Below are 15,049 nucleotides of genomic sequence, written 5' to 3'. Positions count from 1 at the left end.
GCACGGGGCATGGCCTGGGCATGGACTCGATGAAAGGCTGGCCGACGAAACTCCATCCATCCCTGTGGGAGCGAACCTGCTCGCGATTCATCGGTAATGATGTCAGCTGACACACCGTATTCGCGAGCAGGCTCGCTCCCACAGGAGGGGTTAGTTGATCACCAGGTTCTGCGGCGTGCCGGCGGCCCAGGCCGCGATATTGTCCAGGGTGGTGGTGGCAATTGCCGCCAAGGCTTCGCGGGTCAGGAATGCCTGGTGCGCGGTCACGACGACATTGGGAAAGGTCAGCAGTCGCGCGAGGACGTCGTCCTGCAACGGCAGGTCGGAGCGGTCCTCGAAGAAGAGTTGGGCTTCTTCCTCATAGACATCGAGTCCCAAATATCCCAATTGGCCGCTTTTCAACGCTTCGATCAGCGCCGGCGTGTCCACCAGGCCGCCGCGACCGGTGTTGATCAGCATCGCGCCGCGTTGCATGGTGTCCAGGGAGCGGGCGTTGATCAGGTGTCGGCTCTGTTCGTTGAGCGGGCAGTGCAGGCTGATGATCTGCGCTTGCGCCAGCAGATCGGCCAACGGCACATAACGGGCGCCCAGGGCTTCGACCTCGGGGTTGGGATAAGGATCGTATACCAGCAATCGGCAGCCGAAACCAGCCATGATCCGGGCGAAGGTTGCGCCGATCTGGCCGGTACCGATCACGCCCACCGTCTTGCCCACCAGGTCGAAACCGGTCAGCCCGTTGAGGCTGAAATTGCCATCCCGGGTGCGGTTGCAGGCCCGGTGCAGGCATCGGTTGAGCGTCAGGATCAGGGCCACGGCATGTTCGGCAACCGCATGGGGCGAGTAGGCCGGCACCCGGACGATGCTCAATCCAAGTCGCTTGGCGACAGGCAGGTCGACGTGGTTGTAGCCGGCCGAACGCAGGGCGATCAGTCGCGTGCCGCCTTCAGCCAGTCGTTCCAGCACCGGGGCGCTGAGATCGTCGTTGATAAAGGCGCAGACCACCTCGTGCCGTTCGGCCAGGGCCACGGTGTCGAGGTTCAGGCGTGCCGGCTGGAACTGCAATTCAAGGCCGGCAGGTAGCGGGGCCTTGCCGAAACTGTCGCGATCGTAGGTCTGGCTGCTGAAAAGAATGGCGCGCATGGCGGCCTCCTGGCAAAAAATGAGCTCTTACCGTGCGTGGCCCGGAGCTTGGATTTTCAGCGATTATGCTGGCGGGTGTATTGCCCTGGATCAGGCGCTGATACGCGCCTCGCTGGCCAGGCGATCGATGGCGCGCTCCAGGTCCTCAAGGGCCGCCGCCGCTTTGGGATCCTGCTGCTTGAGCAGGGTTTCGCTGCGCTGGCAGGCGGCGCGCAATTGCGGTACGCCGCAATAACGCGTGGCACCGTGCAGGCGGTGGACCCGTTCGATCAAGGCGTTGTGATCGTTGGCTTCGCTGGCCTGGCGAATCGCTTCGCGGTCGGCTTCCAGGGAGGCCAGCAGCATTGCCAGCATGTCCGCTGCCAGATCGGCCTTGCCCGCGGCCAGGCGCAGGCCTTCTTCGTGATCGAGCACCAGCAGCTCACCGCTGCCATGGCCGTCCCAGCCTCGGTCCGGCACTTGGTTGCGCAAGGCCAGGCCGGTCCATTTGAGTACGACCTGGGCCAGTTGCCGCTCGCTGATGGGCTTGGTCACGTAGTCATCCATGCCGCTTTGCAGCAAGGCGCGTTTCTCGTTGGCCATGGCGTGGGCGGTGAGGGCGACGATCGGCAGCGGAGAGCAGTGCCGCTCGCTTTCCCACTGGCGGATCGTCTCGGTGCTCTGGCGACCGTCCATGCCGGGCATCTGCACGTCCATCAATACCAGGTCGAAGGTTTCCTTCTGCACCGCCTTGACCGCCGCGTATCCGCTTTCCACTGCCAGCACCCGGGCGCCCATGTCCTCGAGCAGGGTCTGCACCAGCAGCAGGTTGGCCGGGTTGTCGTCCACGCACAGCACTTTCGGGGCACGGCTGGGTGCCGGTTCGTTGGGTTCGCTGCGCAATGGGCGCGGATTGACCAGGTCGGACAGCGAGCGGCGCAACTTGCGGGTGCAGGCGGGCTTGGCCTGGAGCTGGCTGTGGGGGTTGGGAACAGAGAGGTGATACAGCGTCTGCTCGGTGGTCGGACAGAGCACGAGGACTTTGCAGCCCAGGTGTTCCAAGTCCCAGATGTGCTGGTTGAGGCGTTCCGGCGGCATGTCGTTGCTGGTGATGCCGAGCACGGCCAGGTCGATGGCCTGGTCAGTCTGGTGGGCGACGGTGACACCGTTGGTCAGGTTCTCCAAGGTGTTGAACGGCGTGACCTGCAGGCCGCAATCTTCAAGTTGGTGCTGCAGGGCCTGGCGGGCCAGTTCATGGTTTTCCAGGACTGCGACACGTCGACCCAGCAGCGGTGGACCGGGTAAATCCTCGGCGTCGTCCCGCGTCCTGGGCAGGCGCAGGCTGATCCAGAATTCCGAGCCTTCGCCGGGCGTACTGTCCACGCCGATCTCGCCGCCCATCTGTTTCCCCAGCCCCTTGGAAATCACCAGGCCCAGCCCGGTGCCGCCAGGTTGTCGGGACAGTGAGTTATCGGCCTGGCTGAAGGCCTGGAACAGCGCCCGGACGTCCTGGGCGGAGAGGCCGATGCCAGTGTCCTGGATGCTGATGCGCAATTGCACGCTGTCCTCATGTTCATCCTCGAGCATGGCGCGGGCGACGATGGTGCCTTCGCGGGTGAACTTGATCGCGTTGCTCACCAGGTTGGTGAGGATCTGCTTGAGGCGCAGCGGGTCGCCCACCAGCGACAAAGGCGTGTCGCGATAGACCAGGCTCACCAATTCCAGCTGCTTGGCATGGGCGGCGGGGGCGAGGATGGTCAGGGTGTCCTGCAACAGGTCTCGCAGGTTGAACGGGATGTTGTCGAGCACCAGTTTGCCGGCTTCGATCTTTGAAAAATCGAGGATCTCGTTGATGATCCCGAGCAGGCTGTCGGCGGATTTTTCGATGGTGCCCAGGTAGTCGAGCTGGCGCGGGGTCAGTTCGCTTTTCTGCAATAGATGAGTGAAACCCAGGATGCCGTTCAGTGGCGTGCGGATTTCATGGCTCATGTTTGCCAGGAATTCGGATTTGATCCGGCTCGCCTCCAGGGCTTCCTTGCGCGCCAGGTCCAGCTCGATGTTTTGGATCTCGATGGTTTCCAGGTTTTGGCGCACGTCTTCGGTCGCCTGATCGATGCTGTGCTGCAATTCTTCCTGCGCATTCTGCAACGTGCCGGCCATGCGATTGATGCCCGACGCCAACTCATCCAGTTCCTGGCTGCCCAGTGGCGGCAGGCGGGTTTCCAGGTGGCCATCCTTGAGCTGCGCCACGGCTTGCTTGATCTGGCTCAGCGGGCGATTGATAGTGCGGCCCATGCGCAAGGCCAGCAGCCCGGTGCAACCCAGGCCAGCGGCGATCAGCAACAGGCTGGCGAACAGGCTGCGATAGCCGCGCAGCAACATGCCGCTGTGGGACAACTCCAGCTCGACCCAACCCAGCAGGCGGTCGGCTTCCTCGGGAATCAGTTCGCCGGCCAGGTTGCGGTGCTTGCCGAACACCGGCAGCAGGTAACGCGTCGCGTCGTTGCCGGTGCGTTGCAGCAACTGCGTACTGTTGCCGTCGGGTGCGCGGTTGAGCATGGTCGGGCCGGCATGGGCCAGGGGCGAGCGGTCGGGGGCGAGGAAGGTTACGGCGCGTACGTCCGCTTGCTCGAGGGACTGGGTGGCGATGCGCTCCAGCAGATCGGTGTCATGGCGGCTCATGGCCGGCGCAACCAGCGGGGCCAACTGTTCGGCGATCATCTCGCCCCGTTGCAGCAATTGAGCGTGCAAGTCGGCTTGCTGCACCCAGGTGAAATAGCCGCCCAGGACCAGCGCCATCAGGCTGGTCGGCAACAGGGTCAGCAACAGGACGCGGCCTTTGATTCCCAGTTTCTTGAGCACACTTGTCTCCTGCATCCAGCGGTCTGATTGAGCTTCGCGCGCATCCGGCACGCAATATCTGCGCAGTGTAGCGATTTGCGGGCGGGTGATCTTCGTAAAAATTCACGGACGCTGGGTTCGTGATCCAGGTGGACCGCAACCCGGGGAAGTCGGGCACCGCGGGCTGGGTATGCGCTCGCTTATTCCCAGAAGCCATAACCCCCTTACTTTGCGTGATATGGCCTCGCCGGGTTTGCCGGTATGATAGGCGCCCCCGCAGCCCGGATTGCGAATACGCCATGACTTTGCAGTACCCAACCATTGCCGATTGCGTCGGCAACACTCCGCTGGTTCGCTTGCAGCGCCTGCCCGGCGCGACCAGCAATACGCTTCTGCTCAAGCTCGAAGGGAACAACCCGGCGGGTTCGGTCAAGGACCGCCCGGCGCTGTCGATGATCACCCGTGGCGAGTTGCGCGGGCAGATCCAGCCCGGCGATACGCTGATCGAGGCGACGTCCGGCAACACCGGTATTGCCCTGGCGATGGCAGCGGCGATCAAGGGTTACAAGATGATCCTGATCATGCCCGACAACTCCAGCGCCGAGCGTAAAGCCGCGATGACGGCTTATGGCGCCGAGCTGATCCTGGTGACCCAGGAAGAGGGCATGGAAGGTGCTCGCGACCTGGCCGAGCGCATGCAGGCCGAAGGCCGTGGCAAGGTGCTGGATCAGTTCGCCAACGGTGACAATCCCGAGGCCCACTACACCACGACGGGCCCGGAGATCTGGCGCCAGACCGACGGCACGATTACTCATTTCGTCAGCTCGATGGGTACCACTGGCACCATCATGGGCACCTCGCGCTATTTGAAAGAACAGAACCCGAACGTACAGATCGTCGGCCTGCAACCGATGGAAGGTTCGGCGATCCCCGGCATCCGCCGGTGGCCGCAGGAATACCTGCCGAAGATCTACCAGGCCGAGCGCGTGGACCGGATCATCGACATGGCCCAGAGCGAAGCCGAGGACGTTACCCGTCGCCTGGCTCGCGAAGAAGGCATCTTCTGCGGCGTGTCTTCCGGCGGTGCCGTGGCGGGCATGCTGCGCTTGTCCAAGGAAGTTGAGAATGCAGTGATCGTTGCGATCATCTGCGACCGTGGCGACCGTTACCTGTCGACCGGCATTTTCGACGCGCCCAACTGATGGCCAAGCAAGAAAGAGGCTTGCGCTTCCAGCCCAGCGGCGGAAGCCGGGCCCCGCAAGTGCCCACCGGTAAAAAGCAGCGCCTGACCATCGAGCGCCTGGCCAATGACGGTCGTGGGATTGCGTTTGTCGACGGGCGAACCTGGTTCGTCATCGGTGCGCTGGCCGGCGAAGAAGTCGAGGCGCGGGTGCTCGGTGCCCACGGCAAAGTGGTCGAGGCCCGCACCGAGCGGGTGTTTACGCCCAATGAGCTGCGTCGTGCCGCGCCGTGCGTGCATGCCGGTCGCTGCGGCGGATGCAGCGTCCAGCATTTGCCCCACAACGAACAACTCGCCCTGAAACAGCGCATGCTCGCCGAGCAGCTGTCACGGGTGGCGGGCGTCGAGCCGGAGGAATGGGCCGAGCCTTTGAGCGGGCCGGAATTCGGCTACCGGCGTCGCGCCCGGGTGGCGGTGCGTTGGGACCAGAAGGCGAAGAAACTCGAAGTGGGTTTCCGTGCCGTCGGCAGCCAGGACATCGTCGCCATTGACGAATGCCCAGTGCTGGTACAGCCCTTGCAGCCGATCATGAGCCGCTTGCCGGAAATGCTCCGTCGCCTGGGCAAGCCCCAGGCGTTGGGTCATGTGGAGTTATTCGCCGGTTCGTCCCTGGCGCTGTTGTTGCGGCACATGGCGCCGCTGTCGGGCGCCGACCTGACGGTCCTCAAGGATTTCTGTGCGCTCCACGAAGCCCAGTTATGGCTGCATGGCGAAGGCGAGCCGCAACCGGTCGATGAGGGATTGTCCTTGGGCTATCGCCTGGAAACCTGGGGCCTGGACCTGGCTTATCGGCCGGGGGATTTCATCCAGGTGAACGCTGCCGTCAACGAGGCGATGGTCGCCCAGGCCTTGGAGTGGCTGGCGCCTCGATCCGAAGAGCGGGTGCTGGATCTGTTCTGTGGCCTGGGCAACTTTGCCTTGCCGCTCGCCAAAAGCGTGCGCGAGGTGGTGGCGGTGGAAGGCGTGCAGACCATGGTCGACCGTGCCGCCGCCAACGCCCTCAGCAACAATTTGCATAACACTGCTTTTTTTCAGGCCGATTTATCCCAGCCTTTGGCGGGTGCCGAATGGATCGGCGAAGGCTTTTCTGCGGTACTCTTGGACCCACCCCGTGACGGTGCTTTCGAGGTGGTACGCACGCTGTCGTCCCTGGGTGCCAGACGGTTGGTTTATGTATCGTGCAACCCGGCAACTTTGGCCCGGGATACGGTCGAACTGATCAAGCAGGGCTACCGGTTAAAACGTGCCGGGATTCTCGATATGTTTCCTCAAACGGCGCATGTCGAGGCCATGGCGTTATTTGAAGCGAGCCAGGATGGCTTGTCCGACTGACCCGTTCGTGCCAATCCGCCACGGCCCTGGGCGGAAACACGGGCAGCGAAGGTCAGCGAAGTTGACGCATTGAATCTGCGTCGTAGGGAAGGTAAGTAAAGATGGTACAGGTGAGAGCACACCAGCCGATCAACACCGACGGCAGTATCAATCTCGAGGCTTGGCTCGATCACGCGGTCAGTATCGACACGGCACTGGATCGCGAAGCCTTGAAGGCCGCCTGCGAGTTCGCTCGCGAGGCGGAGCAGCAACACAACGCGGCGAAGAACCTGTGGTCCGAAGGCACGTCGAGTTTCCAGACGGGCCTCGAAATCGCCGAGATCCTCGCTGACCTCAAGCTGGACCAGGATTCACTGGTCGCCGCGGTGCTGTACCGCGGCGTGCGCGAAGGGCAGATCCAGTTGCCAGTGGTCAGCCAGCGCTTCGGCACCGTGGTCGCCAAGTTGATCGACGGCGTGCTGCGCATGGCGGCGATCAGCGCCAGCCTCAGCCCGCGCCAGTCCATGGTGCTGGGCACGCAGGGCCAGGTGGAAAACTTGCGCAAGATGCTCGTCGCCATGGTCGACGACGTGCGCGTCGCGCTGATCAAGCTGGCCGAGCGCACCTGTGCGATCCGCGCCGTGAAATCCGCCGACGACGAGAAGCGCAATCGCGTTGCCCGGGAAGTATTCGATATCTATGCGCCGCTGGCTCATCGCCTGGGTATCGGGCATATCAAATGGGAGTTGGAGGATTTGTCCTTCCGCTACCTGGAGCCTGACCAATACAAGCAGATCGCCAAGCTGCTGCATGAGCGCCGGCTGGATCGCGAGCGCTTCATCACCGATGTGATGACCCAATTGCGCGAAGAACTGCAGGCCACCGGCGTGGAAGCCGATATCAGTGGCCGGGCCAAGCACATCTATTCGATCTGGCGAAAAATGCAGCGCAAGGGCCTGGAATTCAGCCAGATCTACGACGTTCGCGCCGTTCGCGTGCTGGTTCCGGAAATGCGTGACTGCTACACCGCGCTGGGGATCGTCCACACTTTATGGCGGCACATCCCGAAGGAGTTCGACGACTACATCGCCAACCCTAAGGAAAACGGCTATCGCTCGCTGCACACCGCCGTGATCGGCCCGGAAGGCAAGGTGCTGGAAGTGCAGATCCGCACCCACGCCATGCACGAAGAAGCCGAGCTGGGTGTTTGCGCCCACTGGAAATACAAGGGCACCGACGTCAAGTCCGGCTCCAACCACTACGAAGAGAAAATCTCCTGGTTGCGCCAAGTGCTGGAATGGCACGAGGAACTGGGTGATATCGGCGGCCTGGCGGAACAGCTGCGGGTCGATATCGAACCGGATCGCGTCTACATCTTCACCCCTGACGGTCACGCCATCGACTTGCCGAAAGGTGCGACGCCGCTGGACTTCGCCTATCGGGTCCATACCGAGATCGGCCACAACTGCCGTGGCGCCAAGATCAACGGGCGGATCGTGCCGCTCAACTACAGCCTGCAGACCGGTGAGCAGGTCGAGATCATCACCAGCAAGCACGGCACGCCGAGCCGCGACTGGCTGAACCCGAACCTGGGCTACATCACCACTTCCCGGGCACGGGCGAAAATCGTCCATTGGTTCAAGTTGCAGGCCCGCGACCAGAACGTCGCGGCCGGCAAGACCTTGCTCGAACGCGAGTTGAGTCGCCTCGGCCTGCCGCAGGTGGACTTCGACAAGCTGGCCGAAAAAGCCAACATGAAGACTGCCGAGGACATGTTCGCGGCCCTCGGTGCCGGCGACCTGCGCCTGGCGCAACTGGTCAACCTCGCCCAGCAACTGGTGGAGCCGGAGCGCGGCAATGAACAACTGGAGCTGATCCCGCGCAAGGCGACTGGCTACAAGCCTGGCAAGCGCGGCGACATCCAGATCCAGGGTGTGGGCAACCTGATGACGCAGATGGCCGGCTGCTGCCAGCCGTTGCCGGGGGATGCGATCGTCGGCTATATCACCCAGGGCCGCGGCGTGAGCATTCACCGCCAGGATTGCGCCTCGGTGCTGCAACTGGCCGGTCGTGAACCGGAGCGGATCATCCAGGTCAGCTGGGGCCCGGTGCCGGTGCTCACTTACCCGGTGGACATCATCATCCGCGCCTACGATCGCTCCGGCCTGCTGCGTGACGTGTCCCAGGTGTTGCTCAACGAGCGGATCAACGTGCTGGCGGTGAACACCCGTTCGAACAAGGAAGACAACACCGCGCTGATGTCCCTGACCATCGAAATTCCGGGGCTGGATGCATTGGGGCGGTTGCTGGGGCGGATTTCCCAGTTGCCGAACATCATCGAGACGCGGCGGAATCGGACGCCGGGTTAAAGGTCAGGCGCAGTCCAACAATGTGGGAGCGAGCTTGCTCGCGATAGCGGTCTACCAGTGACAGAGATGTTAACTGATGCTCCGCTAATCGCGAGCAAGCTCGCTCCCACAGGGCTTTTTTTGTGACGGGATGGATTGATGTACAGCCTCGAAGACCTGCTCCACCTGATGAATCGCCTGCGGGACCCGCAATACGGTTGCCCGTGGGACATCAAGCAAACCTACGCCACCATCGTCCCGCATACCTTGGAAGAAGCCTACGAAGTGGCCGATGCGATCGAGCGCGGCGATTTCGATCACTTGCAGGGTGAGCTGGGCGATCTGTTGTTCCAGGTGGTGTATTACAGCCAATTGGCCCGGGAAGAGAACCGTTTCGAATTCGCCAGCGTGGTCGACAGCATCACGCGCAAGCTGATTCGTCGCCATCCCCACGTGTTCCCTACCGGTGATTTGTATGCGCCCGTGGATATCCCGCGATTGAGCGAAGAGCAGGTCAAGCAGCGCTGGGAAGAAATCAAGGCCCAAGAACGTGCCGAGAAAGCATCGGCGCCCGAGCAGTTATCGTTGCTCGACGATGTCCCGACGGCACTGCCGGCCTTGTCCCGGTCGGCAAAACTGCAGAAGCGTGCCGGCCAGGTGGGTTTCGACTGGCCGGGGCCGTTGCCGGTACTCGATAAGGTCAGGGAAGAGCTGGACGAAGTGCTCGAAGCCATGGCGGACAACGATCCCGCGGCTATCAGCGATGAGGTGGGCGATCTGTTGTTCAGCGTGGTCAACCTGGCGCGACACCTCAAGGTGGACCCCGAGACGGCCCTGCGTGGCGCCAATGCAAAGTTCGAGCGCCGTTTCCGATTTATCGAACAGGCATTGCGCGACACCCACCGTCCCATGGAAGATTGCACCCTCGAAGAGTTGGACGCCTTGTGGGGCGAAGCCAAACGTCAGGAAAAGAATTTGCCCAGCTGTGGCTGAGGCCGTTGCCTAAGTGAGTAAGCACCATGAGCCTTTCCCTTCGCGACCAGTTGCTCAAAGCAGGGCTGGTCAACCAAAAGCAGGCCAAGCAGGTCGGCAAAGAGAAACAGAAACAGCAACGCCTGGCCCACAAAGGCCAGATCGAGCTGGATGATTCCCAGCAGCGTGCTGCCCAGGAAGCCATGGCCGAGAAGGTCAAGCGCGACCAGGAACTCAATCGTCAGCAGCAGGAAAAGGCTGAGCAGAAAGCCCGGGCTGCGCAAATCAAGCAATTGATCGAAGTCTCGCGCTTGCCGAAGCTGACCACTGAGGACTACTACAATTTTGTCGACGACAAGAAGGTCAAGCGCATCTCGGTCAATACGCTGATGCGCAACAAGCTCAGCAGTGGCTCCCTGGCGATCGTTCACCATGCCGGCGGCTACGAAGTGATCCCGCGCGAAGCGGCGCTGAAAATCCAGGAACGCGACCCCAAGCGCATCGTCCAGCTCAACACCCAGACCGAAGAAGTGGATGCCGATGATCCGTACGCGGCGTATCAGATTCCTGATGATTTGATGTGGTAAGCAGGGCGCAATGCCATTGAGTTGAAACACAAAACCTGTGGGAGCGAGCTTGCTCGCGATGGCGGTCTATCAGTGACAGAGATGTTGGCTGATGCCCCGCTATCGCGAGCAAGCTCGCTCCCACAGGTGTTTTGTGTGTTCAGGATTGCGCGGTCTCACGCAAGCGCTGCCGCTCCTCACGCTCCAGCTCGGCCTTGTAGCTGTGGGCGTCCGTCTCGGAGTGGAACATCCCTACCAGCATGTCCTGTTGATGCACGTCCCAGATCCGGATGCCGGCGGCAATGCCTTCGTGGGACATATGGGCGTCGTCGCGTTCAGTTACTTTCACAGTCATCTTGCAAGCTCCAATCTCTGTTATCTGCAGCAAGGCGTGTGCAGGACTTTGTTATAGATTTTGGTAGCGTGCTAAGTAAATGCCCCGGTTCGTTAAAAAGTTTTCATGGAAAGCGCAACCATCCTGCAGGCCAGGCAGGGCGCGGCATTCGGTCGCAGGTGGTGTTCATGAAAAAGATTTCATGTCGCCAGGCGTGAGCGCAAATAAAACCTGTGGGAGCGAGCTTGCTCGCGATAACTGTGTGTCAGTTGATAGTGGAGTTGGCTGATCCGGCGCTATCGTCGGATCGCCGCCCGGAGCAAGCTCGCTCCCACAGGTTTACTCCCACAGGCCCATCGGCCGGGTTGAAATCCGGCAACAAAAAGCCCCGCATTTGCGGGGCTTGATGTTATCGGCGTGGATCAGCTGCCTTTCACAGCCTTGCCGTTGACCGTGCCGTCCTGGAGCATGATGTTGTATTCCTTGCCGTCGGTCTCGACTTGTTGCAGGCGTACTAGCAGGTAGTCCCAGTCCTTGGCGAACCAGAGCACGGTGATGCGCTTGCTCTGAGTCGGGTCGCGCACGCGCTCGACCTTGATCGCGTCGATCTGGCCGGCCTTGGTGTCGACTTTTTCCGAGCCCAGCACGCGGAAGTCATAGGTATCGACTTCGCCGTCATCGACGACCTGGTAACTCATGCTTTTCTTGCCAGCGGCCACGTCATGCTGCAGGGCCAACTGATAAGTGGATTTATCGACCATGCCACGGTTCAACGGCAGCTTGACCGCGTCACCGCGATCGGTGCCGGTGACCATCTTGGTGTTCCAGTCGAAGTCCAGGTCGGCCTTCTTTGCCTTGCCCAGGCCACCGCGCTCGAAGTGATAGGACTGGGGAAGCAAAGTGTCCTTGTCCAGCGTCAGGGTGCTTTCTTCGGTCAGGCTGGCGATCATCATCGAAGCCTTGAAGCTCAGCTTCCAGGTACCGTTGGCTTCCTTGGTCAGGCTGCGCTCGGCGGTGCCGCTCATGGGCAACTGTTTCCAATCGGCGGTGTAGCTGGCGGAAAACGGTTGAAGGTCTGCAGCCTGTGCCAGGGGCAAGGCAAGCAGAGCGCAAGCGAAGAGCAGGGCGCGACGCATAAAATCTCCTAGTATCGAATCAAATGGCCGCTGGCGGCGAGCAACTGGCCGTCCAGTGAGGCGCCGCGATCGTCGAGGGTCAGCCGTCCTTCGGCAAACCAACGCACGGCCATCGGGTAGATCTGGTGCTCGCGGGCATGGACCCGTTGCGCCAGGCTTTGCGGCGTGTCGTGCAACTCTACCGGTATTACTGCCTGTACGACCAGTGGTCCGCCATCGAGTTCCTCGGTGACAAAGTGCACCGAGCAGCCATGCTCAGTGTCTCCGGCCTCCAGCGCCCGCTGATGAGTGTGTAACCCTTTGTATTTGGGCAGCAGCGAGGGATGGATATTGAACAGGCGGCCCTGGTAGTGCCGCACGAAGCCAGCGCTGAGAATGCGCATGAAGCCAGCGAGTACGACCAGTTGCGGATTGAAGGTGTCGATCTGTTCGATCAGCGCGGCGTCGAAGGCTTCGCGGCCCTCGAACGCCTTGTGATCCAAGACGCGGGTGTCGATTCCCGCATCCTTGGCGCGTTGCAGGCCGTAGGCGTCGGCGCGGTTGGAGATCACCGCGCGGATGCGGACCGGGCTGTCGCCGGTCCGCGTGCTGTCGATCAGGGCCTGCAGGTTACTGCCGGTGCCGGACAGCAGCACCACGACGTTACAGGATGCAGGCATCTGCTCGTGCATCAATGTGCCTTAAGGTTTTTCAGCTCGACCTGCGCAGCGCCTTCGGCCGCGGTGGCGATCTGGCCGATGACCCAAGGCTGCTCGCCGGCTTCACGTAGTACGTTCAGGGCGGTTTCGACGTGCTCCTGGGCCACGCAGATGACCATGCCCACGCCGCAGTTCAGCACGCGGTGCATTTCGGTTTCATCGACATTGCCTTTCTCTTGCAGCCAGTCGAAGACGGCCGGGCGGGTCCAGCTCGCCACGTCGACCACGGCCTGGGCGCCATTTGGCAGCACGCGCGGGATGTTGTCCAGCAGGCCACCACCCGTGATGTGGGCCATGGCCTTGACGGCGCCGGTGTCCTTGATCAGCTTGAGCAGCGGCTTGACGTAGATGCGGGTCGGGGCCATCAGCAGGTCGGCCAGCGGCTTGCCGTCGAGCTGGGTGTTCTCGATGTCGGCGCCGGACACTTCGATGATCTTGCGGATCAGCGAGTAACCGTTGGAGTGCGGGCCGGAAGATGGCAGGGCGAGCAGGGCATCGCCAGCAGCGACTTTCGAACCGTCGATGATTTCGGCTTTCTCCACGACGCCGACGCAGAAGCCGGCCAGGTCGTAGTCTTCGCCTTCGTACATGCCAGGCATTTCAGCGGTTTCGCCGCCGACCAGGGAGCAGCCGGACAGCTCGCAGCCGGCGCCGATGCCGGTCACGACCTGGGCAGCGGTGTCGACGTTCAGCTTGCCGGTGGCGTAGTAGTCGAGGAAGAACAGTGGTTCGGCGCCGCAGACCACCAGGTCGTTCACGCACATGGCTACCAGGTCGATGCCGATGCTATCGTGCTTGTTCAGGTTCAGGGCCAGGCGCAGCTTGGTGCCAACGCCGTCGGTGCCGGAGACCAGAACCGGTTGCTTGTAGCCGGCCGGGATTTCGCAGAGGGCGCCAAAACCGCCCAGGCCGCCCATGACTTCCGGGCGCGCGGTGCGCTTGGCGACGCTCTTGATGCGTTCGACCAATGCTTCACCGGCGTCGATGTCTACACCGGCGTCCTTGTAGCTCAGGGAGGGTTGCTTGCTCATGATCCAGGCCTTTAAAGGGGGGATTTCTGGGTAACGACCGATCGCCGGGGCCGTTGAATAACCGTTGTACGAATTATTCCGGGTGCCCAGCCATTGCCGGTCTGCGAAGGCGCGCGATTTTATCAGGCTTGTGGAGCAGCGGCCATCCTCGCGCCGACGGGCAGGGACATATCCGCCAAAAAAAACCGATATTTCTTGTATTGGTACTGTGCGACGCGTCTGTATAAGGTGTAGCGGTAAGCGACTATGGTTATGACCGTGGAAACTTGCATCGGGCAGGTGAATGTTTTGCCTGGTGCCGTGTCACAGCCATGCTCAATCTTCTCCACACGGCCGGTGCCAGCCGTTATGTCCGGGAATCCTCCATGCGTTTGTTCAAATTCTTGTCTGTTGGCTGCTTGTCGCTGATCAGCCTCGCGAGCCATGCCGAAACCCTCAATAACCTTTACCAGGTGCGTGAGCCGGTCAGCAGCCAGGCGCCGGACGAGCGTAACCAGGCGACGTTGCGAGCCCTGGACACCTTGGTGCTGCGCCTGACCGGCGACGCCAAGGCCGCTCAGAACCCAGGCCTGGCGGCGACCCGCAAGGACCCGCAGCAAATCATTCTTCAATACGGCTACGATGCCGGTCCGCCCGAGAGCCTGCAAGTAGACTTCGATCCTGCCAGCACCGATCGCGCGTTGCGCTCGGCGGGTCTATCGCTTTGGGGAGCTAATCGTCCTTCGATCCTGGCCTGGTGGCTGAATGATTCGGCGGAAGGTTCCAGCCTGGTGGGGGATGGGCAAGGCAGTGCTACGCCGCTGCGCCGTGCCGCTCAGCACCGGGGGTTGCCGTTGCACTTGCCGCTGGCGGACCTGAGCGAGCAGATTGTCGCGACGGCACCGAACCTGGAAGGCAATGACCCGGCTCCGTTGCGTAATGCTTCGGAGCGTTATGGCTCAGACGCTTTGCTGGCTGTCCACGCGAAAGAAGAGGGCGGCCAATGGCAAGCGACCTGGCGCCTGTGGTTGGGCGACCAGCGCGAGCAAGGCAATGCGCAAGGGGCTGATCCGGCGGCATTGGCCGATGCCGTAATGTTGGCGGTGAGCCAGCGCCTGGCACCACGTTTCGTGGCCAAGCCGGGTGTGGCGACCGAACAGTTGCTGGAAGTGCAGGGCATGAGTCTTGAGCGTTACGCGGCCCTGGGGCGGTTGCTCGAACCGTTCGGTGGGCAATTGCAACGGGTCGAAGGTGACATGAGTTTCTACAAGGTCAACGGCAGCGCCGAGCAATTGAAAGCACAGTTGGCCCTGGCGAAACTGCAGGAAATCCCCGCCGGTGAGGCTGTAGCGCCAACGCCTGCGGTCCAGCCCGCCGTCGATGGGACCGTTGCGCCCGCCCAGCCAGCGCCCGCGCCGGCGGCCAATCTGCGGTTCCGCTGGTAGTTTCTTCTTTATATAGGGTCAGGAGTGGT

Annotated in this window: 12 protein-coding genes; 6 read left to right on the top strand and 6 right to left on the bottom strand. The window is 62.0% G+C overall.

All coding sequences use genetic code 11. From position 1 onward, the window contains the following. Positions 1-150 precede the first annotated feature (150 nt). Both FHK92_RS13725 and FHK92_RS13720 read right to left on the bottom strand, forming a co-directional pair. Positions 151-1,140, bottom strand: coding sequence for a 2-hydroxyacid dehydrogenase (locus FHK92_RS13725; protein ID WP_181288512.1), 990 nt, complete (start codon positions 1,138-1,140; stop codon positions 151-153). A 90-nt stretch (positions 1,141-1,230) separates the two neighbouring features. Continuing rightward, positions 1,231-3,981 carry a response regulator gene (locus FHK92_RS13720; protein ID WP_181288511.1) on the bottom strand — a complete coding sequence of 917 codons (2,751 nt, stop codon included), beginning with the start codon at positions 3,979-3,981 and terminating at the stop codon, positions 1,231-1,233. Between the two features lie 278 nt (positions 3,982-4,259). Between FHK92_RS13720 and cysM the strand changes: the two genes are divergently transcribed. The 5 genes from cysM to FHK92_RS13695 all read left to right on the top strand — a co-directional run bounded on the left by cysM (position 4,260) and on the right by FHK92_RS13695 (position 10,418). Next, positions 4,260-5,162: a cysteine synthase CysM gene (cysM, locus tag FHK92_RS13715; RefSeq protein WP_030142408.1), complete on the top strand. Its 903-nt coding sequence runs from the start codon at positions 4,260-4,262 to the stop codon at positions 5,160-5,162. Continuing rightward, positions 5,162-6,532, top strand: coding sequence for a 23S rRNA (uracil(1939)-C(5))-methyltransferase RlmD (gene rlmD, locus FHK92_RS13710; protein WP_181288510.1), 1,371 nt, complete (start codon positions 5,162-5,164; stop codon positions 6,530-6,532). The genes cysM and rlmD overlap by 1 nt, the downstream gene beginning before the upstream one ends. A gap of 101 nt (positions 6,533-6,633) precedes the next feature. Next, the gene (gene relA / locus FHK92_RS13705; RefSeq protein ID WP_181288509.1) at positions 6,634-8,880 is read left to right on the top strand and encodes a GTP diphosphokinase; all 2,247 of its coding nucleotides are present in this window, start codon (positions 6,634-6,636) and stop codon (positions 8,878-8,880) included. A 138-nt stretch (positions 8,881-9,018) separates the two neighbouring features. Continuing rightward, the gene (mazG, locus tag FHK92_RS13700; RefSeq protein WP_181288508.1) at positions 9,019-9,852 is read left to right on the top strand and encodes a nucleoside triphosphate pyrophosphohydrolase; all 834 of its coding nucleotides are present in this window, start codon (positions 9,019-9,021) and stop codon (positions 9,850-9,852) included. Between the two features lie 26 nt (positions 9,853-9,878). After that, positions 9,879-10,418 carry a DUF2058 domain-containing protein gene (locus tag FHK92_RS13695; protein WP_030142404.1) on the top strand — a complete coding sequence of 180 codons (540 nt, stop codon included), beginning with the start codon at positions 9,879-9,881 and terminating at the stop codon, positions 10,416-10,418. A 139-nt stretch (positions 10,419-10,557) separates the two neighbouring features. Here the strand turns inward: FHK92_RS13695 and FHK92_RS13690 are convergent, their stop codons facing one another. From FHK92_RS13690 to purM, 4 genes are all read right to left on the bottom strand, one after another. Beyond that, complete coding sequence (locus FHK92_RS13690) at positions 10,558-10,752, bottom strand: hypothetical protein (RefSeq protein WP_181288507.1); 195 nt, start codon at positions 10,750-10,752, stop codon at positions 10,558-10,560. A 401-nt stretch (positions 10,753-11,153) separates the two neighbouring features. After that, positions 11,154-11,867: a DUF3108 domain-containing protein gene (locus FHK92_RS13685; protein ID WP_053124294.1), complete on the bottom strand. Its 714-nt coding sequence runs from the start codon at positions 11,865-11,867 to the stop codon at positions 11,154-11,156. Between the two features lie 8 nt (positions 11,868-11,875). Then, positions 11,876-12,526 (bottom strand): phosphoribosylglycinamide formyltransferase, encoded by a 651-nt coding sequence (gene purN, locus FHK92_RS13680; protein ID WP_181288506.1) that lies wholly within the window; start codon positions 12,524-12,526, stop codon positions 11,876-11,878. Positions 12,527-12,537: 11 nt separating this feature from the next. Further along, the gene (gene purM / locus FHK92_RS13675) at positions 12,538-13,596 is read right to left on the bottom strand and encodes a phosphoribosylformylglycinamidine cyclo-ligase (protein WP_181288505.1); all 1,059 of its coding nucleotides are present in this window, start codon (positions 13,594-13,596) and stop codon (positions 12,538-12,540) included. A gap of 365 nt (positions 13,597-13,961) precedes the next feature. On the opposite strand from purM, the gene FHK92_RS13670 reads away from it, so the two are divergent. Beyond that, entirely contained in the window at positions 13,962-15,020 is a 1,059-nt protein-coding gene (locus FHK92_RS13670) for a DUF2066 domain-containing protein (protein WP_181288504.1), read from the top strand. Positions 15,021-15,049: the final 29 nt, after the last annotated feature.

This window comes from Pseudomonas brassicacearum subsp. neoaurantiaca (assembly GCF_013608025.1).
GTDB lineage: Bacteria > Pseudomonadota > Gammaproteobacteria > Pseudomonadales > Pseudomonadaceae > Aquipseudomonas.
Note: the sequence above shows the minus strand (reverse complement) of the source record. Positions and strands in the feature narration are given on the sequence as shown.

Excerpts from the sequence above, each read along its gene's own strand:
- FHK92_RS13690 (WP_181288507.1), bottom strand. The coding sequence starts at position 10,752 with ATGACTGTGAAAGTAACTGAACGCGACGACGCCCATATGTCCCACGAA.
- purN (WP_181288506.1), bottom strand. The coding sequence starts at position 12,526 with ATGCCTGCATCCTGTAACGTCGTGGTGCTGCTGTCCGGCACCGGCAGT.
- mazG (WP_181288508.1), top strand. The coding sequence starts at position 9,019 with ATGTACAGCCTCGAAGACCTGCTCCACCTGATGAATCGCCTGCGGGAC.
- FHK92_RS13725 (WP_181288512.1), bottom strand. The coding sequence starts at position 1,140 with ATGCGCGCCATTCTTTTCAGCAGCCAGACCTACGATCGCGACAGTTTC.
- FHK92_RS13695 (WP_030142404.1), top strand. The coding sequence starts at position 9,879 with ATGAGCCTTTCCCTTCGCGACCAGTTGCTCAAAGCAGGGCTGGTCAAC.
- cysM (WP_030142408.1), top strand. The coding sequence starts at position 4,260 with ATGACTTTGCAGTACCCAACCATTGCCGATTGCGTCGGCAACACTCCG.
- rlmD (WP_181288510.1), top strand. The coding sequence starts at position 5,162 with ATGGCCAAGCAAGAAAGAGGCTTGCGCTTCCAGCCCAGCGGCGGAAGC.
- purM (WP_181288505.1), bottom strand. The coding sequence starts at position 13,596 with ATGAGCAAGCAACCCTCCCTGAGCTACAAGGACGCCGGTGTAGACATC.
- relA (WP_181288509.1), top strand. The coding sequence starts at position 6,634 with ATGGTACAGGTGAGAGCACACCAGCCGATCAACACCGACGGCAGTATC.
- FHK92_RS13670 (WP_181288504.1), top strand. The coding sequence starts at position 13,962 with ATGCGTTTGTTCAAATTCTTGTCTGTTGGCTGCTTGTCGCTGATCAGC.
- FHK92_RS13685 (WP_053124294.1), bottom strand. The coding sequence starts at position 11,867 with ATGCGTCGCGCCCTGCTCTTCGCTTGCGCTCTGCTTGCCTTGCCCCTG.